This is a genomic window from Comamonas faecalis (genome assembly GCF_039538025.1).
GTDB classification, from domain to species: domain Bacteria; phylum Pseudomonadota; class Gammaproteobacteria; order Burkholderiales; family Burkholderiaceae_C; genus Comamonas_C; species Comamonas_C faecalis.
This window is the reverse complement of sequence record NZ_BAABBP010000008.1, coordinates 18,568-40,360: the sequence shown is the minus strand read 5'-3', so window position 1 is coordinate 40,360 and position 21,793 is coordinate 18,568. Positions and strand designations below refer to the sequence as shown.

General features: G+C 65.5%; 16 protein-coding genes. 5 read left to right on the top strand and 11 right to left on the bottom strand.

Features of this window, described 5'->3' with window-relative positions; translation table 11 throughout:
• Positions 1-8 precede the first annotated feature (8 nt).
• The 5 genes from trbL to ABD767_RS06045 are packed head-to-tail and all read left to right on the top strand — an operon-like array spanning position 9 to position 4,682.
• Positions 9-1,379 (top strand): P-type conjugative transfer protein TrbL, encoded by a 1,371-nt coding sequence (gene trbL, locus ABD767_RS06065; protein ID WP_091571007.1) that lies wholly within the window; start codon positions 9-11, stop codon positions 1,377-1,379.
• A 45-nt stretch (positions 1,380-1,424) separates the two neighbouring features.
• Complete coding sequence (gene trbF, locus ABD767_RS06060; RefSeq protein ID WP_091571010.1) at positions 1,425-2,129, top strand: conjugal transfer protein TrbF; 705 nt, start codon at positions 1,425-1,427, stop codon at positions 2,127-2,129.
• A gap of 5 nt (positions 2,130-2,134) precedes the next feature.
• A complete protein-coding gene (gene trbG, locus ABD767_RS06055; RefSeq protein WP_091571333.1) occupies positions 2,135-3,148 on the top strand; it encodes a P-type conjugative transfer protein TrbG in 1,014 nt (337 codons plus the stop codon).
• A gap of 2 nt (positions 3,149-3,150) precedes the next feature.
• Entirely contained in the window at positions 3,151-4,443 is a 1,293-nt protein-coding gene (locus ABD767_RS06050; protein WP_091571013.1) for a TraB/TrbI/VirB10 family type IV secretion system protein, read from the top strand.
• A complete protein-coding gene (locus tag ABD767_RS06045; RefSeq protein ID WP_091571015.1) occupies positions 4,440-4,682 on the top strand; it encodes a DUF2274 domain-containing protein in 243 nt (80 codons plus the stop codon). The genes ABD767_RS06050 and ABD767_RS06045 overlap by 4 nt, the downstream gene beginning before the upstream one ends.
• Here the strand turns inward: ABD767_RS06045 and ABD767_RS06040 are convergent.
• From ABD767_RS06040 to ABD767_RS05995, 11 genes are all read right to left on the bottom strand, one after another.
• A complete protein-coding gene (locus ABD767_RS06040) occupies positions 4,639-5,187 on the bottom strand; it encodes an ATP-binding protein (protein WP_091571020.1) in 549 nt (182 codons plus the stop codon). The genes ABD767_RS06045 and ABD767_RS06040 overlap by 44 nt on opposite strands.
• On the bottom strand, positions 5,184-5,651 hold the full coding sequence (locus tag ABD767_RS06035) for an ASCH domain-containing protein (RefSeq protein WP_091571023.1): 468 nt from the start codon (positions 5,649-5,651) through the stop codon (positions 5,184-5,186). Before ABD767_RS06035 ends, ABD767_RS06040 begins: the two co-directional genes overlap by 4 nt.
• Positions 5,611-7,086, bottom strand: a complete 1,476-nt coding sequence (locus ABD767_RS06030; RefSeq protein WP_091571026.1) for a GNAT family N-acetyltransferase — start codon at positions 7,084-7,086, stop codon at positions 5,611-5,613. Before ABD767_RS06030 ends, ABD767_RS06035 begins: the two co-directional genes overlap by 41 nt.
• A gap of 27 nt (positions 7,087-7,113) precedes the next feature.
• Positions 7,114-7,323 (bottom strand): PaeR7I family type II restriction endonuclease, encoded by a 210-nt coding sequence (locus ABD767_RS17270; protein WP_425549900.1) that lies wholly within the window; start codon positions 7,321-7,323, stop codon positions 7,114-7,116.
• Positions 7,324-7,538: 215 nt separating this feature from the next.
• Positions 7,539-8,555 (bottom strand): S1 family peptidase, encoded by a 1,017-nt coding sequence (locus ABD767_RS06025; protein WP_091571039.1) that lies wholly within the window; start codon positions 8,553-8,555, stop codon positions 7,539-7,541.
• Between the two features lie 93 nt (positions 8,556-8,648).
• Entirely contained in the window at positions 8,649-8,861 is a 213-nt protein-coding gene (gene cspE / locus ABD767_RS06020; protein WP_091571041.1) for a transcription antiterminator/RNA stability regulator CspE, read from the bottom strand.
• 191 nt (positions 8,862-9,052) lie between these two features.
• Positions 9,053-10,405 carry a Na+/H+ antiporter NhaA gene (gene nhaA / locus ABD767_RS06015; protein ID WP_344868750.1) on the bottom strand — a complete coding sequence of 451 codons (1,353 nt, stop codon included), beginning with the start codon at positions 10,403-10,405 and terminating at the stop codon, positions 9,053-9,055.
• 155 nt (positions 10,406-10,560) lie between these two features.
• Entirely contained in the window at positions 10,561-10,944 is a 384-nt protein-coding gene (locus ABD767_RS06010) for a CE1 family esterase (RefSeq protein WP_091571045.1), read from the bottom strand.
• Between the two features lie 93 nt (positions 10,945-11,037).
• A complete protein-coding gene (locus tag ABD767_RS06005; RefSeq protein WP_175488291.1) occupies positions 11,038-11,334 on the bottom strand; it encodes a CopG family transcriptional regulator in 297 nt (98 codons plus the stop codon).
• A gap of 220 nt (positions 11,335-11,554) precedes the next feature.
• Complete coding sequence (locus tag ABD767_RS06000) at positions 11,555-12,685, bottom strand: sensor histidine kinase (RefSeq protein ID WP_175488298.1); 1,131 nt, start codon at positions 12,683-12,685, stop codon at positions 11,555-11,557.
• A gap of 61 nt (positions 12,686-12,746) precedes the next feature.
• Complete coding sequence (locus ABD767_RS05995; protein WP_344868741.1) at positions 12,747-21,287, bottom strand: glycoside hydrolase family 94 protein; 8,541 nt, start codon at positions 21,285-21,287, stop codon at positions 12,747-12,749.
• Positions 21,288-21,793 lie beyond the last annotated feature (506 nt).

The following is a 21,793-nucleotide window of genomic DNA, read 5'->3' as shown; positions in this document are numbered from 1 at the left end:
GCCGGGCCATGGACGACGTGACGGTCATCGACCGCTTCCTGAACACCTTCTCGCGCTACATCGATTCGGGCTTCGGGCTGCTGCAGGGCGAGGTGGCGTTTCTCACGGCCACGCTGATCGTCATCGACATGACGCTGGCCGGCCTGTTCTGGGCCATGGGCCACGCCAGCGGCCAGGGCGAGGACGTGATCGCCAAGCTGCTGCGCAAGGTGCTCTACGTGGGGGCCTTCGCCTACATCATCGGCAACTTCAACACGCTGGCGGGGATCGTGTTCCGCTCCTTCGCCGGCCTGGGCCTGACGGCCAGCGGCTCGTCCCTGAGCATGGGCACCTTCCTGCAGCCGGGGCATCTCGCCAAGGTGGGCGTGGACGCGGCAGCACCGATCTTCGACCAGATCGGCGACTTGGCGGGGTTCCCCGAGGTGTTCGTGCACGTCGACCTGATCGTGGTGCTGTTCTTCGCCTGGCTGGTGGTGATCCTCAGCTTCTTCGTGCTGGCGGTGCAGCTCTTCGTGACGCTGATCGAGTTCAAGCTGACCACGCTCGCGGGCTTCGTGCTGGTGCCGTTCGCGCTGTGGAACAAGACCGCGTTCCTGGCCGAGAAGGTGCTGGGCAACGTGGTGTCCTCGGGCATCAAGGTGCTGGTGCTGGCCGTGATCGTGGGCATCGGCTCGGGCCTGTTCTCCGAGTTCACGATTCCGCCGGGCGCCGAGCCTTCCATCGACCAGGCGCTGGTGATCATGCTGGCGTCGCTCTCGCTGCTGGCCCTGGGCATCTTCGGCCCAGGCATCGCGACGGGGCTGGTGTCCGGCGCCCCGCAATTGGGCGCGGGTGCGATGGCCGGGGCGGCGGTGGGTGCGGCGGGCGCTGCGGTGGCCGTGGGCGCCGCAGCCTCCGGCGTGGGCAGCGCCGTGGCGGCCGGGGCACGCATGGCGCCCGGCGCCGCACGCATGGCCGCCAGCGGCGCGCGCACGGCGGCTTCCACGGCCGGCAGTGCGGCGAGCGGTGCGCGGTCGGCCTACCAGGCCGGCTCTGCTGCTGCCGGTGGTGGCGCCAGGGGCGCGATGGCGGGTGTGGGCAACGTCGCCCGGACGGGCGCGCAGGCCGCTGGACAGAAGGTGGCGGAGGGTGCGCGCTCCATGAAGGAGCGCGTGGCTGCTGCGTTCCGCCCGGAGTCTTCCCCGTCCAGTGCCGCATCGAGTGGCCCGCAGGGCAGCGCCGATGCCGGTGGCTCACCGCCACCCGCCGAACAGCCCGCCTGGGCCAAGCGCCTGCATCGCCGCCAGCAGCTTACCCATGCCGCGACGACCGCCGCCCACACGCTGCGCGGGGGCGATGGTGGTGGCTCGGGCCAAGGCCCGAGCCTGCGCGAGGACTGATCTTTTGCTGATCCCTTTCGATTTCTTTGTTCCAGGAGAACGCCCATGCGATTCAAACGCGCGCAGGTGCGCTATGCGGATACGCCGCAGCCTGCCACCCCGTATCAATCCGCTGCCCAGGTCTGGGACGAGCGCATCGGCTCGGCCCGCGTGCAGGCGAAGAACTGGCGCTTCATGGCCTTTGGTTGCCTGACGCTGGCCGTGCTGATGGCCGGTGGCCTGGTCTGGCGCTCGGCGCAATCCATCGTGACGCCCTACGTCATCGAGGTGGACCACGCGGGCCAGGTGCGCGCCGTGGGTGAGGCCGCCACGCCGTACCGGCCCAGCGATGCGCAGACCGCTTACCACCTGGGCCGCTTCATCGGCCTGGTGCGCTCGCTTTCCATCGACCCCATCGTGGTGCGGCAGAACTGGCTCGATGCCTACGACTACACCACCGACAAGGGCGCGGTGGTGCTCAACGAGTTCGCCCGCACCCACGACCCGTTCGCGCGCATCGGCAGGGAGTCGGTGACGGTGCAGATCAGCAGCGTGACCCGCGCCAGCGACACGTCGTTCAACGTGCGCTGGACGGAGCAGCGCTTCGTCACCGGCGCGCTGGACCGCACCGAGCGCTGGAACGCGGTGGTGTCCATCGTGCAGCAGACGCCGCGCACCGAACAGCGCCTGCGCAAGAACCCACTGGGCATCTACGTCAACGGCCTGTCGTGGAGCCGCGAACTCGATTCTTCCGAAGGAACAAAACCATGAATGCCATGAATGCGCTTTTGTGCAAATCCGCCTTGCCGGTGATCCTGCTGGCATCGACCCTGCTGCTCGCGGGCTGTGCCACGCAGGGCACGCCGCCGCCGGTGATTTCGCTCGACGAGCCGGTGCAGGCCCAGCCGCTGCCGGAGCCGCCCAAGCCGGTGGAGGTGGTGGCCGTGCCCGAGGTGTTGCCGATGCCGGCGCAGTTGAAGCCCTTGCCGGAGGTCGCTGCAGCCCCGGCGGCACCGGAGCCGGCCGACGAGAAGGTGCGTGTGTCGCGCGCCAATGCCGAGGCACGCATGGCGCCCACCCGCGAGGGCTACATCAATGCCATCCAGGTCTGGCCTTTCACCGACGGTGCGCTGTACCAGGTCTATGCGGCCGTGGGCCGCGTGACGGTGGTGGCGCTGCAGCCCGGCGAGGAACTTGTGACGGTGGCCGCTGGCGACACCGTGCGCTGGATCGTGGGCGACACGTCCAGCGGCAGCGGCGCCGATCTGCGCGTGAACGTGATGGTCAAGCCGATCCGCTCTGGGTTGAAGACGAACCTGGTCATCACCACCAGCCGCAGGGCGTACCTGCTGGAGCTGACCTCGACCGAGAAGGCATGGATGGCTTCGGTGTCCTGGGACTACCCGAAGGACCGGATGCTGGCCTTGCAGCGTCAGGCGCAGGCGGCCAGCGCGGCCGCGCCGGTGGACGCTGGACTGTCGCTGGAGAAGATCCGTTTCCGGTATGCGGTCAGCGGCAGCAATCCGCCGTGGAAGCCGCTGCGGGCTTTCGATGACGGGGAGAAGGTCTACATCCAGTTCCCGGCGGGCATTGCGCAGGGCGAGCTGCCGCCGCTGTTCGTGATCGGCGCGCAGGGCGATGGGCAACTGGTGAACTACCGTTTCCGCTCGCCGTACTACATCGTGGACCGGCTGTTCGGCGCGGCAGAACTGCGCCTGGGAGCCGACAAGGGCGACGTGGTGCGCATCGAGCGCACGGACGGTGTGGCAGGCGCAGCGCGGGGGAACTGAGCATGAGCCAAGACGAGACTCCCGACCTGGCCGCGCCGCAGGCGGCCAAGGTGACACCCGAAGCGGTGGCGCTGCGCGCGCAGCCGCGCCCGGTCACGCGATTGAACCGGCGCACGCTGGCCATGCTCGTTGGCGGCCTGTCGGTCGCCGTGCTTGGCGCCACGATCTGGTCTCTGCAACCGCAACGGCGCGGCACCCAGGAGCCAACCGAGTTGTACAACGTGGATCGCGTGTCGAAGTCGGAAGGGCTGGGTAACTTGCCGGCCGACTACTCGAAGCTGCCGGCCGCAGTGCCGGAGCTCGGGCCGCCGTTGCCGGGCGACCTCGGCCCGGCCATCGTGAAGTCGCAGCAGCCGGTGACGGTGGCCTATGCGGCGCCGGGCCACGACCCTGAGGATGCCTTGCGCAAGGAAGCCGATGCGGCGATGGCCTCGTCGGTGTTCTTCCGCTCGGGCAGCTCGGGCAAGTCCGCTGCGCCGGCCACCGCGACGCAAGCCTCGGCTTCGCTTGGTCATCCATTGGCGGGCTTTGATCCACTCGCCGCCGGGCCGGCATCGACGGCCGCACAAGCACCACAAGCACCACAAGCGGCAACCGATCCGACCGTTGCGCAGAACCGGCAAGACCAGAAAGAGGCGTTCCTCAAAGGCGGTTCTGCGGAAACCCGCAATTCCGGCCACCTGACCCTGCCGGCTTCGCCGTACCAGGTGATGGCTGGAACGGTGATCGCAGGGGCACTGGTCACCGGCATCAAGTCGGACTTGCCGGGCGACGTGATCGCCACGGTGACGGAGCCGGTCTACGACACGGCCACCGGCAAGTTCCTGCTGATCCCGCAGGGCTCGCGCATCCTGGGCCGCTACAACAGCCAGGTGAGCTATGGGCAAAGCCGTGTGCAAGTGGTGTGGAACCGCGTCATCCTGCCCGACACGTCCTCGCTGACGCTCGACAAGCTCGTGGGCACCGATCCCGCCGGGTATGCCGGGCTGGAAGACGGCGTGGACTGGCACTGGGGCCGCATCTTCGCGGGCGCGGCGCTGACGACGCTGCTGGGCATCAGCGCCGAGCTGGCCGCGCCGGAGAACCGACAGGACGGCAACCGCATCGTGATCGCCGGCCGCGACAGCGCACAGGACAGCATCAATCAGGTGGGTCAGGAGATCACTCGGCGCAACATGAACATCCAGCCCACACTGACCAGCCGGCCGGGCCTGCCGGTGCGCATCATCGTCAACCGCGATCTGGTGCTGCGGCCGTACCAGCCGATGTTCTTCAATCGGAGAGCTGCGCAATGAGCACGACGAAGAAGCTGCGGCTGGGGCCGCTGCCCAAGACCGAGAGCGTCAAGCTGACCTTTGCGTGCCCGACCAGCTTGAAAGCCGACCTCGACCGCTACGCCGCGCTGCACGGCCAGACTTATGGCGAGGTGGTCGATGCGGCGACGCTGATCCCGCACATGCTCGGCGCGTTCATGATGCGAGACCGAGGGTTCAAGCAGCGTGCGGCGTCAGGGCGCTTGGACGCAGGCCGCTGAGTGCTTGTATCAGGTCTTGGATGGAGGGCTCAGATAGACAGATCAATGGAATCTCAAGAGCGCCCGCTACAGTTTCGGAATGTTCAGCTTCGGCTTTGGCGAACTCTTCAAGTTCCTGCGTGCTCCAAGAGGAGTCGCCTCTTTCAGTCAGGCGCTTTTTCACAACCTCCGTTGAGCAGGTCAGCAAAATGATCGCTTCACAACTCAGGTCGCGGAAAACCGCTTCTGGTAAACGTTCATGCTGGTTGATGGACTTTCTGAGAACCAGGTGACCGTCCAGCATGAGTGTGTTGCCGTTGTCATTGATTCTTTTGACCGCCCGGAGGAGGGCAGCCTGATTCTCGGCCACTTCGTCAACTTGCTTGTTTTTATCCCAGGTGATGCTTCCGCGTTCTTCACGGATCAGTTGGCTGGCAGTTGCATAGACAAGGGAAAGCCGTTCGGCTGCAGGCTTCGCCAAATAAGTCTTTCCGACACCGTGGATTCCGGCGATGAATATCGTCATATGGGCTCTTTGCTGGTGACCATTTTTCCTTGAATCTTTTTCAACTCAGCGGTAGAGAGATACCTGAAAGACTGAGGTGGGGCGAAGGCCTTAAAAAGCGACTTGGGATCGATAGGCGAGGCTAACGGCTGCACGCTACCCAGCAGAACAGCACACCCTTGTGGCTTGCCATCGAAGTAGTCAAAGAGCTCGCGGCGGGTAAGAGCCCCGCCGCGACTGTTGCAGTGGCTCCAGAGCATGGTTGAAGATCCACGCACGATGTCTTCTACCTCGACGAGAGCGACGATTCTCTGGACAGGCGAACTGGCATACACGGCGATCAGGCCAACATCTTCTGCCGCCCAGGTTCGCCGAAATTCGACACGCTTAATTCCGGACGAGATGAGGTCCGCATACTTGGGCTTGACCGATAGCAAAACAGCCCTACCTGCCGGCGGCAGCGAGCACTTTGGAAAAAGCGACATCTGAAACTTTGCGAATGGATTGGATCGGGCCAGTGACAATGCTCTCGAGCTTGAGCCGATCGTATGAAACGGGATGGGGCAGGTGCTCGACCAGCCGAAATAGGATGACCTTGGTCTTGCGCTTGGCCATTTCCTCGATTTGATCGAGCGCGTAGACGGTTCTGCGGCTGACCAGGCTGGCGATCTTGGCTGCATCGTCTAGTATTTCAAAACGATCCACCACACCGATGGAGGTGATGGATTTTTCATCTTCTGTTCGATAGAAGAGAACGACATCTCCGGGGTGGATCGCATTGGTTGGTGCATGGCACAGATAGGCGAGCTTGATCGCATTGCCGACATTGCCAGCCATGCCGAATAGCCGCTGCTGTTGCGGGCTGTAGTCGGGGAAGAGGGTTTCGTGGAAGGCGGGCTGGATGGGGATCAGAAATTTCTGAACTTGAGCGTCGCGACGAAAGTGCGGGAAAAACCTTCTGATGTAGTCAGAAGGTTCCGCCGTGCTGTCCGTGGGAGCAAGCCGGGGGTGAGGCTTCACCAAGACAAGGTCGTTGGCGTACGTGCCGCGTTCTTCGAAACCGAAGTCGTGGAGCAAGCTGATGAGGTAATCATGCTTGTCGGGGTCGGCATGGATGAACACGTGATCGCACGCGTTGTCCGTGGCATAGCGGAAGGCTGCTTTCAGAAAGAGTTCGCCGATTTTTCGGCCTCTGACGGTTTCGCCCACCTTGAAGGTGCAGAGCTTCAAAGCCCGCCCGGATAGGTGTTCGCCTGCATCGGTGATTTTCTGGTCGACTTGTGCAGCGTAGATGCATATAGCGGCCAGGGTGTCGTTCTCGTCCCGGTATACCCAGGCCATGCGGTTTTCCCGCGCTTTGCTGCGGAACCACTCGTCGAAAGCCCCCGGATACCCCTCACGCAGGCTGTCGAAGAATTCAGATGGAAGCAGGGGGGTCAGTTTGTGGAGCGGAACATCTTCGATGTTCGGCAAGAAGACCTGGCGCGGCTCGTGCAGACGTCGAAGCCAATCTTCCGCCGTTTGAATGGTGTAGACCCGATCACCCAATCCATGCGTGCGGGCCTTGGCGTGCAGCCGTCGATCCTCGGTGATCAGCGCATGCACTGCATCGCATGCAAGGGCGTAGAGGATCTCGTTGTCGCAGGCGTCGTTGGCGCTGGTCGCCGCTGTATTCCAGGGGCAGGGCGCTACGTCTTGCAGTGCAGGGTACTGCCTGATGCGCTGCAGGCTGCGTTCACGACGTTGCACATCCGCATCGCGCTCGAAATCTGTGATGGTCGCCGGGTGATACAGCAGCGAGTGGCCGCCGATGTTTGCCAGCCTGACGAAGTTGGCGAGATTCTTCTCCAGGATCTGGAAAGAATCCTGAAGAGGGATCAACACATTCGTGTCGAGCAGGAAGCGCAGTCGCTGCGTCAAGACGGAGCCTTCTCGGGCGACGGCCAGTTATGGCTGGCTGCCGAGAAAAGTCAGCGCATGGCCTCGCAATGCAGCCGTGAACCGCGCAAATGTCAGGTCCTCTGCCGGTTGCGAGATGACTGTATTCCTCGAGTTGGTGGCCAACATGAAGCAAGCGGAACTGTAGATTCGCTCGAGCACAAGCCGCCGGCACAACAGTTCGTACCGTTGTGCGTAAAAGCGACGGTAGAGACCCATGTCGATCACAGCCAAGTCCTTTAACCACGCGGGTTTGGGTGGCCTGTTGATGATGGAGTGGGCCCGGAGGGCTACAGAGTAGCAGGGCGAGCTTTGTCGTGGTTTAGCTAAGCAATCGAGTTCGCTCGCGTATAGGCCCAACTGCTGTTCGGCAGAAGCTGAACGCACAGTGCGCGTGCGTTATGGCCCGCGCTTTCAGTTAAGGTGACTGATCGCTATTTGTTTTGGGTCAGCACCATCAGAACATCTGCGTACCAAGCGCAATTGAGTCCAAGCCACTCATCTTTGATCAGGTCGCGGGTGCGCATGTCCATGCGCGTGGAATGCACGCCGAGCAACTGCCAAGTCGGCAGAGAGGACCTGCGTTCTTGGTCTTTGCTCCTGCGTCGAACGACAGGCGCACCGCTGCTCCCACGGTGTGTGCGGGCATCGGTCAGGAAGTAGCCCTGTTGCTGGAAGCGCACGCCGTACGCCGAGGCGATCGATGCGCTGCGCGCTACGGCGAGGTGATGGATCGTGTCGTGGAACCCCAGCGGAAAACCAACGATCATCAAATTGTCTCCAATCGCCACGTCCTCATTTTTAGGGTCAAGGTGCGACTGGTCGAAGGCATGCAGCACCGCGTGCTCGGGCAGGCGGCTGGTCTGGATCTCGATGGTGGCGATGTCCACCGGGCCGCCCGTGTCGGCGGCCTGTCGCCACAGCGCGAGGCCGTTTCCATAGAGGGGTATCGAGAAGGTCGCGTACTGGGTCAGGTTGCTCGCATCGGTATGCAATTCGATCTCGACGCGGTCGGGAAAATGCTCGCTTGGCTCGTCGCAAAAGACATGCCGATTCGTCACAAGGAACAATCGATCATCGCGGCGGAAGAAGAAGCCGCTTGCACCGGTCAACAATCGCGTTCCAGCGTAAGTGTGGATATGGGTCGTGGTCAGCAGAATGGCCTCGACGGCCTGGCGTGGATTGGCGTTTCCCTGTGGCTGCACGATCCCGGCGAGCACCGCGCGCGTTCTGGCAATGTCCCGTTCAAAGGCGGCCAGCACATGGTCTGAAATGGGGGTGTTCAGAATGACCGTTCGAGCTGCTTCGGCATGTGCTTCGAACGAACGCACCAGAGTGTTATGGGTAGCGGGCGGTAATGCTTCCAGCAGAGAAGGAAGCAATGCGTCCAATGCGATCAGGCTGCCCTTGAGTTCGCAGATGCGCTCGGTGGCCTCCTGCAGATTTTTCATGGCAATGATGCCTTTCAGAAATGAGAAAGCGCGGATGAACCGCGCTTCGCAGGTGGGTGTGGAGAAGTGATTGGACCATCAGGCCCAATGCCTTCAACTCACGGCACGAATGTTGGAGGCTTGGGGGCCCTTGGCTCCCTCGGTGACTTCGAACTGCACGTGCTGGTTCTCAGTCAGGGTCTTGAAGCCGCCGGCTTGGATTTCACGGAAGTGGGCAAAGAGATCCTTGCCCCCGCTGTCGGGGGCGATGAAGCCGAAGCCCTTGCCTTCGTTGAACCATTTCACAGTTCCGGTTTGTGTCGTCATATCGATTTCCTTTCGAGGTTACCGGGTCGCAAAAACGCATCCGGCGAAGAGACGCCAAGAAAATCATCAAAGGAGATTCGACACAGCCGCGGGAGGAACCCGGGAGAAGCGGAAAAAGACCGATGCAATGAATGCCTTGCACATATCAACGAACCCATAGTACGCGCATTGCGCCTTGCGTGCCGGTTTCTCTAACTTATATTTTCCTTGGCGTCGAGAGTCTGTGGCCGTGGCAACCACACTAACAGCGCCAGGCCAACGACCGCTGAGAACAGCGAGGCCAGGAAGATGCCGATCTTCGCGCTGTCCATGAACGGGCCGACCAGGGCAAGATTGGCAATGAACAGCGCCATCGTGAAGCCGATGCCTGCCAGAAAGCTGCCACCCGCCATGCTGCCCCAGTTCAGATCCGGAGGACGAATCGCCAGGCCGGAACGCAGAGCCAGCCAACTGAAAAGAAGAATGCCTGTTGGCTTGCCGATAGCAAAGCCCAGGAACACCGCCGCGGCGACAGGCTGGGCCGCGCTCGTCCACGAGAGTGCCAAGCCTGCATTGGCGAGAGCGAAGATCGGCATGATGCAAAAGCTGACCCACGGGTGCAGTGCCATCTCCAGGCGCTCGACCGGCGAGAGCGACTCGCGCGCGGCAATCTCCGCCACCTGCAGGGTTCCCCGATCACTTGTGTGGGCGCTGCCTTGGTTGCCCGTTGGATGGGCGATGACCTGCCCCAGGATCGCGTAGAGCCGGCTGTCGCTTACCCAGCGCCTCGCAGGCGTCATCAGCCCAAGGATTACACCGGTGACCGTGGCGTGAAGTCCCGACGCATCGATGGCCAGCCAAGTGGCGCAGCCCGCGATGACATAGATCGGGATGCTTCGAATGCCGGCGGCGGCCAAACCGCGCAGGATGCCGATGCACAACCCGGCCAGGGCGAGCATGCGCCAGTCCATGTGGTGGCTGTATCCGACAGCGACCACCAGGATGGCGCCGATGTCATCGACGATCGCCAGGAACAACATGAACACCCGCAGACTGTGCGGAATGCGCTTGCCGAGCAATGCCAGACAGGCAATGACGAACGCGGTGTCGGTGGCCATCACAATGCCCCAGCCATGCTGGCCGGGTTGCGCCCACTGCAGTGCCAGATAGACGGATGCGGGCGCGACCATGCCGCCCAATGCCGCAGCGATGGACAAGGCTGCCATGCGCGGGTTGCGCATCTCGCCCAGGACGGCTTCGCGCTTGAGTTCGAGTGCCACCAGGAAGAAGAACAACGTCATCAGCCCGTCGTTGATCCAGCTTTTCAGCGAACGACCGAATTCGAACTCTCCGAGCCGCAGTTCGATGCGTGTTTCCCAGATGCCAAAGAAAGCATCTGCCCATGGAGAGTTGGACAGGAGGAGGGCGGCGATGGTGAACGTCAGCAGGACGGCACCACCGGCCGCCTCGATGTGCAGGAATCGGACAAAGGGTGGAGCGATCCGGTCGATCAATGCCCGGGGGAGCTGGACGGGTGCGGTGGAGTGGGGCCGTGGGTCATTCATGGGTTTCCCTGATGGCGTGGGGTCGTGTGCGTGATGGCCTCATGCCATCCATCCATGCGCGCACGGGCTTTTATCGGAGCTATTGACTCACGCGGTCGGTGTCGGGAGCGCTCCACCGCGGGCCTTGGGTAGAGTGCGGTCCCGGTGCAGCAGCCTCAGTACGGCCTCGTCGCCGTGGCCGGCAGGTCGAAGAAGAACCGCACCATTTCCACCGAGGCATCTGGGCCTCTGGCATCGGTGTAGGTGCCGCTCCCATCGCCCCCGGACCATGCGTGTCCTGCCCCATGGAGCGTCCATGACTCGATGCATGCATAGCCTTGACCGCAGGTATGGACCGTGCGGCTGTATTTCCGCCCGCCCCCCGCTTCGCCGGTTTGTGTGCTGCTGGCCGACGTTCCGTGCGCCTGGCGCGCATGTACGACGATCTGCACTCCGTTGCTGTGCTGGACCGTATGGTCCCGGTCGCCATGAAAAACGATGATGGCTGTGATCGCGGCGGCGTCATAGGTGGGAGCCCGTGCATGGAAGGGGTTTTTCATGGGTACTTTCTCAAACTGAAAAGGTTTTGTCGAAAGAGATCAGCGAATGCGTTCGGCCAAGGCCCGCCGCACGGCGGGACCGGCCTGGAAGGCTCACAGCACGGTCACCGATTCGATGGCAGCGGATGCCAACTCCGGAGTGACGTTGTCCGCGATGCGCGCGAGCCCGACCACCTGAACCTGCAGGCGCTGACCGGTAGCCACCGCGCGTTCAAGATCCTCTCGTCCTACGTGCTGCAAGCCCACGGTGAGAGTGCGCCGCGCCACCGCCTGCTTCACGACATTGGCGTGCAGGGCCAACTGATTGCGCACGGCCATGCGGACAAGATCCGAGCGGTTTGTGTAGAAGCCTTCCTGCACCAACAGGTCGACGTGACCAATATCTACCATGCCCACTTTCCGGTCATCTTTTCGGTCTCGCCACCTTACTGTTTCAGTTCAGAGCGTGGGAACTCTCGTTCATAGCATCCATTTGAAATCCTTTTAAAGCATAAATGGCGTTGTCTGGTTGACTATCGCGACGGACGGATTCGCGCCACCGCAGGCCGATCCGCGGTCTGTCGACCTTTCGATGAGGCAGGTTGCGCAATGGATGGTCGGAGTCCGATGTTCAGCGCAAGGTGTGACCGGGCATGGCGATGGTGAACACGCAACCGCCATCAGGTGCGCGTCGCACATCGAGGGTGCCGCCGTTCAGCTCCACACTTCGGCGAGAAATAGTCAGGCCCAGGCCCATGCCGCTGCGGTCGTCTCCCGCCTGGGTGAACGGCTGGAACAGCGCCTGCATCGCCGCATCCGACAGGCCGGGGCCGTTGTCCTGCACGTCGATTAGGATGTGCTCGCCCTTGGCGCTGGCCTGCAGGCTGGCCACGCCGCCGTCAGCGCGCGAAAACTTGAACGCGTTCTGCAACAGGTTGCCCACGGCTGCGAGCATCAGGTCCCGGTCGGCGTCCAGAGCCAGCGACGGGTCCACGGCCGGGGCGCTGAACAAGCAACCCCGGCTCTGCGCCTCCATCGTGGCGGAGAGCTTGATTTCCGCGATGAACTCGGCCAGGGAAAACCGTTGCCGCTGCGCGGGCATGCCGGCGGTAATGCGCACCTCAGCCAGCGACCGATCGATCAGCTTGCTCATTCCTGCCAGCGCGCGGTCGAGCACGCCAGCTGTTGCGCCATTGGCTCCCACGTCTCCTGCCTTGATCGCCCGTTGCGCCAGCTTGGCGGCAAACAGCATGTTGCGTAATTCGTGCGCGAAAATGCCCAGACGCTCGTTGAGCGCCTGGGTGTGCCGGTCGGTCGCCTCGATCTCGCGCTGATGGGTGTATTCGGTGACGGCGCTGGCGATGGCATTGTCCAGGCAGCGGTTCAGGGTCCTGAATTCGTCCACGCCGATCGGCGTTCCGGTCTCGAACGCCATGTCGGAGATGGCTTGGCATAGGTCGCCGTAGTCGTGTACCACTTCCTCGACCGTGAAGCCGTGTCCCATAAGTTCCCGCCCGTGGCGGGTGGCGGAATCGCCGATTTCCGAGACAGCGCTGACGCCTCCTGCGACCCCGGAGACTTGGAGGCTGCGCTGCGGATCGTCGGTGCGCTCCGCCATCAGGGTCTGGATCAACTGATCCAGGAACACGGTAACCCCATGCGCGAGCTCTTCTTTGACCACCCCAGGCGATCGCAGGGCGACCTTGTCCCGGCAGCGCGCGATCAGCGTGCCACGGTTCGCAGATAGGAACTCATGCATCATCTGCACACAATACTCCTTGCAGGGGACAAATGGCCCAACGGCTGGATCGGAAAGGCGTTCTTCACAGTGTGATCACCAATAGATGGTCGCCTGGGGTGACTGGTACGTGTACGGCGCCGCCGAAGGCCAGCGCCACACCGTCCAGGACCGCCGACGAGATACCAGCGCAGTGCATCCCCGGCGATTCGACCTGGATGGTGTAGCGCGTCGCTCCGAGGACGACCTCGGCCTCGAAACCGGGCCATTCGGCTGGGATGCATGGATCAATGACGAGTACTTCACCTTCGCGGCGAATGCCCAGGATCCCTTCCATGCCAGCTCGGTGCATCCAGCCGGCGGCGCCGGTGTACCAGGTCCAGCCGCCCCGGCCTTCGTGCGGCGGCACCGAATACACGTCGGCCGCCACCACGTACGGCTCCACGCGGTAGCGCGCCGCATCTTGCGGTGTGCGTGCATGGTTGATGGGGTTGACCAGCTTGAACAGCGCGTGGGCGTGCGTGCCCGCCTGCGGGTCGGCGCGCAATTGCGTGAGCGCCAGAATGGCCCACATGGCCGCGTGGCTGTACTGGCCGCCGTTTTCGCGCAGGCCTGGTGGGTAGCCCACGATGTAGCCGGGGTCGCGGGGAGGGCGGTCGAAGGGCGGGGTGAAGAGCAGCGCCAGCCCAGGATCCGGCACCAGCAGGTGTGCGCGCAGTGATTCCATCGCGGCCTGGGCGCGGTCCGGATCGGCCGCACCAGACAGTACGGCCCAGGATTGGGCGATTGAATCGATGCGGCATTCCTCGTTGTCGCGGGTGCCCAGCCAAGTGCCGTCGTCGAAGGTGGCGCGCCGGTACCAGGCACCGTCCCAGGCCTCGCGCTCCAGCGCGGCAGTCACAGCCTGGGCATGGGCGCGCCAGCGTGCAGCACGGGCGGGGTCGCGCGCCTCCACCAGCGGGTCGAAGAGGGCCAGCGTGCGCACCAGCAGCCAACCCAGCCACACGCTCTGCCCCCGGCCATCCTGGCCTACGCGGTTCATGCCGTCGTTCCAATCGCCGGTCCCTATCAGCGGCAGACCCAATTTGCCAGTGAGCGCGATGCTCTGGTCCAATGCGCGCGCGCAGTGCTCAAACAGCGTCGCCGAGGCGCAGGCCTGCATGGGCTGGAAGAAGGCGTCATGCTCGCCGTCCTGCAGCACGGGGCCTTCCAGGAAGGCGATGGATTCGTCCAGCACTGCCGCATCGCCCGAGACGGCGACGTAGCTGGCCGCGGCGAAGGCTAGCCAGACGCGATCGTCCGAAATGCGTGTGCGCACGCCTTGGCCCGAATGCGGCAGCCACCAGTGCTGCACGTCGCCCTCCACGAACTGGCGGCCCGCGGCGCGCAGCAGGTGTCGGCGCGTCTCTTCGGGCCGCGCGAAGGCCAGCGCCATACCGTCTTGGAGCTGATCGCGAAAGCCGTAGGCGCCGCTGGCCTGGTAGAAGGCCGAGCGGGCCCAGATGCGGCAGACCAGTGTCTGGTAGAGCAGCCAGCCATTGAGCAGGATGTCCATCGCGCGGTCGGGCGTGCGCACCTGCACGGCGCCCAGCAGGGCATCCCAATGGTCTCGCACCCGCCGCAGTTCGGCGTCCAGGTTGGCCTCTCGCCAGCGCGCCGCCAGCGCCACGCTCTCCTGCGCGTTGCCGCATTGCCCGAGCAGGGCGATCACGTCCACTGATTCGCCGGGACGCAGCACCAGGCTGCACTGCAGCGCAGCGCAGGGGTCCAGGCCTGGGCCCACCGCGCCGGACAGGGTTGCCAGGCTCCGCAATGCCGCCGGTGCCGCCAGGCTGCCGTAACAGCCCAGGAATTCCGTGCGGTCGGCGGTCCAGGCGCTCTGCCGGCCCGCGAGGTCGGCAAAGGCAACGCGGCCCGGGAAGGCTGTGCTCCAGGGGTTGCGCGCCAGCAGCACGCCACTGGCCGCATCGGCCTCGGTCAGGATGAAAGGCGCGCAGGCGGCCCGCGAGGCGCCCAGCACCCATTCTGCATAGGCCGTGACTGACAGGCGCCGCGTCTGTGCGCCGCGGTTGCGCAAGGTGAGGCGCGACACCTTGACAGGGTCTTCCAGCGGTACGAATTGCAGTAGTTCCAGCGCGATACCATGCGCCTCGTGCGTGAAGCGACTGTAGCCATGGCCGTGGCGCGCAACATAGATGCCGCCGTCGCGGATCGGCTGCGCCGTAGGGCTCCAGAGCTGGCCGCTCGCCTCGTCGCGCACGAAGAAGGCCTCGCCGGTGGGATCGGTCACCGGATCGTTGGACCATGGGGTGAGTTGGTTCTCCCGGCTGTTGCCGGCCCAGGTGCTGGCGCTGCCGTCGGCCGAGACCTGGAAGCCGAAGCCCGGGTTGGCGATGACGTTGATCCAGGGTGCGGGCGTGGTCTGACCGTCGGCGAGTACGGTCACGTATTCGCGGCCGTCGAGGTCGAAGCCGCCGAGTCCGTTGAAGAACTCCAGCCGCGCTGTGTTCGGGCCCTGCGCCTGCCTAGGCAGGGCGGAGGATGGCAGCTGCGCGGCCGATTTGAGCGCAGAGCTCGCGGTGAGCGTCGCCTCGGGCAGTCGCGCGATTTGCCGGGCGATGTCGCCCCGACGCGCCAGCAGCACCACGCGGGCTGCTGACTGTAGCAGGCCGCGGGCCGACGCCTCCATCAAGTCTGCGCGCAGCGCATGGACCACACCCCGGGCCATCGCCTCACCGTCGAGGCGGGGGCGTGACTGGCTGCGGCGCACGGCGGTCTCGATGGCGGTCTGCAGGTCCTGCACATAGGACGAGGCGCGCTCGTTGACGATCACCAGGTCGACGCTCAGCCCCTTCATGCGCCAGTATTCGTGCGCGCGCAGCAGTTGGCGCACCTGGGCGATGTCCTCGATTTCGTCGATGCGCAGCAGCACGATCGGCAGGTCGCCCGAGACCGCGTGCCGCCACAGGTCCGACTGCGGGCCGGCGCCGCGCGCGATCGCCTCGGCCGGCGCGCGTAAGCGCGCACCCGCGTAGAGGATCGGCGCCGCCAGCCGCTGGAAGTCCGCCGCTTCGTCGGCCTCGATGCCGATGTGCCGCAACTGCACCTGAGCCTGGGTCCAGGCCAAAGTGCGGGCGCGCTCGAAGGCGCTGCGGTCGTGGTGCTGGTCCACCAGGTCGAGCAGCGCCTCGCGCGTGGCGGCCACCAGCGTCCAGAAGGCCAGCCGCGCCATCTGGCCCGGGGCGATGCGCACGCGGTGGCGCACCGAGAAGACTGGGTCCAGCACCGTGCCGGCCGTGCCGGACAGCGCGGCGCCGTCTCCCATGGCCTGCGCCGTGGCCGCCGTGCGTCCGCGGCCCAGGAAACGTTCTCGGTCGGATTCGTACTGCACAGGCGCCGTGGCGATGCCTTCGACGACCGCGAAATGCGCCGCCCACACCGGCGGCTCGTTGGGCGTGCGCGGGCGGCGCGTGGCGATCACGGCGCCGAACTCGGGCAGGTATTCGGTCTGCACGAACATCTTGGCGAAGGCCGGATGGGCATCATCGGCCGCGGGCGGCGCCAGCACCACCTCAGCGTAGGAGGTGAGTTCGACCTCGCGCGCCTTGCGGCCGGTGTTGGCGACTGTGACGCGGCGGACCTCGCCGTCGGCTTCGGCCGACACCACCACCTCCATCGTGGTCGTCAGGCTGCCGTCGTGCCGCGTGAAGGCGGCGTGATCCTCGGCGAAGACCACTTCATGGCTGTCGGTCGCCACGCCCAGGGGCTGTGCCGCGGCGGACCAGACCCGGCCGCTGTCCGTGTCTCGCAGGTAGACGTAGGCGCCCCAGTCGTCGCGGGTCGCGTCTTCGCGCCAGCGGGTCACGGCCAGGTCGCGCCAGCGGCTGTAGCCCGTGCCCGCCGCGGTCAGCATGACGGCGTAGCGCCCGTTGGACAGCAGGTGCGTGGCGGGTGCGGCCATGGTCGACATGCTTATGCGCCGCACCGCGTTCAGGTCGCCATGCGGCTCGGACGCGCCGGATGGCACTTCCTCGGCGCGCGCGTGCGCCACGGCGACGAGGCGCGGCATGCGCTCATGCAGCAGCAGTTCGCAGGCCTGGATCATCGGCTCACGATGGAAGCGTTCTCGCATGCGCGCGCCCTGCAGCGTGTTGGCGATGGCGACCAGCGTCATGCCCTGGTGGTGCGCCATGAAGTTGCGCACGATGGCGACCTGTGATCCGCTGGGCAGCCGGGCGCGCGTGAAGTCCAGTGCCTCGTAGAAGCCATGGCGCCCAAGCGCGCCCAGCGCCTGCAGGCGCTCGAAGTTGCGCTGCGCGAGCGGTGCATCGACCATGCTGGCTAGACCTGTGGCGTAGGGCGCGATCACCAGGTCCTCGGCCAGGCCGCGCTTGAGGCCCAAGCCCGGCACGCCGAAGTTGGAGTACTGGTAGGTGAATTCCAGGTCGCGGGCGCTGTAGGCCGATTCGGAGATGCCCCATGGCACGCCCATCTGCCGGCCGTAGGCCACCTGGCGCTGCACGATCAGGCGGTTGGTCTGCTCCAGCAGGCTGCCGGCCGGCGCACGCATCACCAGCGAGGGCATCAGGTATTCAAACATCGATCCGGACCAGGACACCAGGGCCGATCCGCGGCCCACGGGGATGGCGGTGCGACCCAGGCGGAACCAGTGACGCGTGGGCGCATCGCCCTTGGCGATCGCGAACAGGCTGGCCAGCCGCGCCTCGGATGCCAGCAGGTCGTAGCAGTTGGCGTCGAGTACGTTCTCCACCGCGGCATAACCGATGGACAGCAGCTTGCGCTCGGGGTCCAGCAGGAAGGCGAAGTCCATGTCGAGCGCCAGCGTGCGGGCCTGTTGCGCCAGGGCTTGCCAGCGGGCATCGAGGCCATGCGCCGCGGCGGCGAGTGACGCGGCGTCGCGCGCCTGCTGCTTGATCCGCCCGCGCAGCGTATCGATCCAGAATAGAAGGTCGTCGCCCTCCGCATGCACTGCCGAAACCAGCCCACGCGCTTCTTCTGCTGCCTTGTTGGCCAAACGCTGGAGTACCGGCAGCAACAGGCCGGCAGGACTCTGTAGCCCGGCGTCGATGTCATCGAGGATGGCCCGCAGCCGCTGGCCCTGCGGCCCCTGGGCCGCGGGTTTGGCAGACGCCGACTCGCGGGCCAGCGCGAGTGCATCGCCCACACCATCCGCCCAGTCGGCCGGCAGCGGCGCGCCCACCCATTCCTCGCAGGCGTTGGCCAGCGCGATCAGGTGGCCCGCCAAGTTGCCGCTGTCCACCGACGACACATAGGCCGGTGCTAGCACCCGGGCCGTACGCGTGTCGTACCAGTTGTAGAAATGGCCACGGAACCGTTCGAGTGTCTGCAGGGTGGCGAAAGTCGCTTCTAGGCGCTCGCAGGTCTGCAGTGCGCCAGCCCAGCCGAAGTCGCGGGCGGCCACCGCCGACAGCAGGTACAGGCCGACGTTGGTGGGTGAAGTACGGTGCGCAACCACCGGCTGCGGGCCTTCCTGAAAGTTGTCCGGTGGCAGCATGTGCTCGGCTGGCGTCACGAAGGTCTCGAAAAAGCGCCAAGTGCGGCGCGCCGTGCGCCGCAGGGCTAGGGCATCGGCGAGTTGGGGCGCGCCGGACGGTACGAGCGGTGGGCGACGGCTGGCGCGCCAGGCCAGGGCCGGCGCCGCGAGCCAGAGCGCCAGCAGGAACAACGCCACGGGCCACGCCGCGGGCGAGAACACGCCAACACTCACGGCCAATGCCACGGCCAGCAGTACGCCGCCGGCCATCTGCCCATAGAAGCCCGCTACGCCGGGCCGCGGGCGAGCGGCGGACTGGGCGGCGGTTGTCCATTCCAGCAGGTGCCGGTGGGTCGCGTACAGCCTGATCAGGGTGCGGATGATGGCGTCCAGCGCGCGCCACGCCTGGTCCGGTAGCAGGGCCAGTGCCCAGCCCGCCTGCAATGCGGCCATCCGCAGGTCGGTGGCCAGTAGGCGCAGGTGGCTGCTCAGCCGGATGCCCGTGCGTGGCGGCCCCAGCCCCGCGAGGCTGGGCAGGAAGGCTGGCACGGACAGGGCCAGCACCAGTAGCCCCATAGCCTGCAGTGACTGAGGCCAGGGCAGCCAGGCGCACAGCGCGAGGGCCAGCAGGCTCGTTGGCGCGAGTAGGGACCGCCGCAGATTGTCGATCATCTTCCAGCGGCCCACCGGCGGCACGGCTGCACCCGAGTGTCTCCGTCCAAGCACCCAGGGCAGGAGCTGCCAGTCGCCACGCGTCCAGCGGTGTTGGCGTCGTGCGGCGACGTCGTAACGGGCCGGGAATTCCTCGACCACCTCGACGTCCGACGCGAGTCCCGCGCGCGCGAACACGCCCTCGAACAGGTCGTGACTGAGCATTGTGTTCTCGGGAATGCGCTCGGCTAGTGCGGCCTCGAAGGCATCGACGTCGTAGATGCCCTTGCCGGTGTAGGAGCCTTCGCCGAACAGGTCCTGGTAGACGTCGGACACTGCGGATGCGTAGGGGTCCATGCCGCCCGCGCCGGACGACAGCCGCTGGTAGAGCGAACCATCGCGGCCCAACGGCAGCGCCGGCGTTACGCGTGGCTGCAGGATGGCGTGGCCGCCCACCACGCGCTGTTCGGCATCGTTCCAACGGACGCGGTTCAAGGGGTGGGCCATCTTGCCGATCAGGCGCAGCGCCGCGTCGCGCGGCAGCCGGGTGTCGGCATCCAGCGTGATGACATAGCGCACGCCGGCCAGGATGTCGGGCTGCGCGCCGCCATCGAGTGGCATGAAGCTGGTGTCGGTGGCGCCGCGCAGCAGCCGGTTGAGTTCGTGTAGCTTGCCGCGCTTGCGCTCCCAGCCCATCCAGCAGCTCTCGCTGGCGTTGAACTGGCGCCGTCGGTGCAACAGGTAGAAGCGTTTGCCGCCCGGGGCAGGGCCGTGCCGTTGGTTCAAGATGGCGATGGCCTTCTGCGCGATGCCGATCAGGTGGGCGTCTCCGTCCTGCACCTCCGTGTCCGCATCGAGGCCGTCCGACAGCAGGGCAAAAGACAGGTCGCCACTTGCGCCGGCCAGATGGTGGACCTCAAGGCTCTCGATGTGGCTGCGCAGCTCCGCCTCGCTGGACAGCAGCGTGGGCACGACGACCAGTGTGCGCAGGTTGGCAGGAACCCCGTCGACCAACGCCAGGGCAGGGAGTCCCACGGGGCCAGCGCGCGCGGCGATTGCTCGCTGGACGAAGGCTGTAGCCACCTCGGTGGCGGGCAGGAATGCGGCCAGCGCAAGCGCCGCGAGCAGCCCGGCGGGAGCTGCCGCCGAGGCACCTGTGGCGAAGGCGGCCCAGAACGCCAGGCCCAGCAGCATCGCTGCCAGCGCGAGGATGGCGGCTGCGTAGCCGCCAAGCCCGAGGCGGATGTTGAAGCGGTCGATGCGCATGGCCAGCGGCGGCCTGAATCCAATGGCCTGCTCCAATTCGCCGCGCCCCTCGGCGATCAGGTAATGGCCGGGATCTGTCATGCTGGCGTCATGGACGCGAAGCTCGGACGTCTTTTGCGAAGCCGCCAGTGCCAACGCCCGCTCAGCAATCGCGAGTTCGGACAGGGGTGAACCTCGTGCCAGTTGCTCGATCGCGGCGCGGTAGCGGTTGCGTGTCGGAAAATCCATCTCTGCGAAGGCGCTGACGGCCCGCAGGCGCGCATCAACGAGACTGTTGCTCTCGAACAGATCAGCCCAGTCGATGTCCGACATTAGGCGCATGCTGGTGATGACGTTGCGTACCGAGACGTTGGAGGCGCCCTGGCGCTGTTGTGCATGCAGGATGGCCTGGTCCGCATCCGTACCCTGGTTGCGCAGCCGCTCGTCCAGCCATTGCAGAGCCGGCGTGGTGCGCGGATCCTGGTCGCGCAAGCGCTTGGCGAGCTGCGCGGCGAACAGTTCGGATATCGGGCCGCTCGCCCGCGTTGCAATGTCCCGGTCCAGCGCTGCATACGCGCCGCCTGGCTCGAGCAGACGGTCGGCGAGGCGTTGCGCGTCGGCGCGCGCGGCGCGTCCAGCCGTGATCTGGTCGGCCAGCCGGCGCAGGTTCTCTATCAGTACGATGCGCAGAGTGATCGCTACGGCCCAGAGTTCGCTGATGTCCAGCGGCTGGACTTCCTGATAGGCCGCGATGAAGCGGCGTAGGATGGCGGGGTCGAAGTGGCTGTCGGTATGGGCGACGAAGGCCCAGGCGAGTCCGAAGACGCGTGGATAGCCCGCCAGCGGACCGTCTGCCAGCTTGGGCAACTGGTGGTAGTAGCCCGGTGGCAGGTCGGTGCGGATCTCGCGCACTTGCGCCTCGACCACGTGGTAGTTGTCCAGCAGCCACTCGGCGGCCGGAACCACGCGGCGGCCCGCAGCCACTTCCGCAGCACCCGCACGGTAGGCCAGCAGCAGCTCGGCGGCGTTGCAGCGCAGCCGGCTGTGCAGCGAAGGCACCCGGGGCGGGCTGGCGCTGACCCGCTGGGCCGCGGCGAGGCTGCGCGCGTGCTGTTCCAGGCGCTCGATGCCGAATAGTTCCTCACGCAGAGGTGCGGTATCGGCCCAAGGACCTGGGATAGCGCGCCGGAACGCTAAATGAATAACTGGATGCATGGGCGCCTTTCAGGGCGCCACGGGCACGGGAGGCCCCGATCACCCCGCCGAGCAGAAGATGGGCAAGATGGCCCTTGTGGAAGCGGCTGGGCGATGTGAACCAGTGCGCCTGTCAAGACTTCTTGGAAGTCTGCACGGGTGTCGCTGCGGCCCTGGCCAGTACCGGGGAGGCCGGGGCTGCCGGCGCCGGTTTCTTTTTAGGTTTTTTTAGTTCCCGGTTGCCGCGCTTTCGCTCTTTTCCTGCCATGGAGTGCTCCTGCTCTTGAATGTCAGCCCGCTATTGCGGGCGAAATGCTCAACCACTGGATGTAATGGCTGGCGTGTGCGTCAGGAAGGGAAGGGTTCTGCAGGACGCTGGCGTCAATCAGCGGGAAGCGAAGGGGCCGCCCATTCGGTAACGACTATAGATAGTGGCATGCGACTACATTTCAAGGCCCTTTCCTCGCTTGAACCAAGCTTGCCGTCCTCCTCGGCGGGAGTTGCGTAGATTGCCTCAGGGCGGGAGA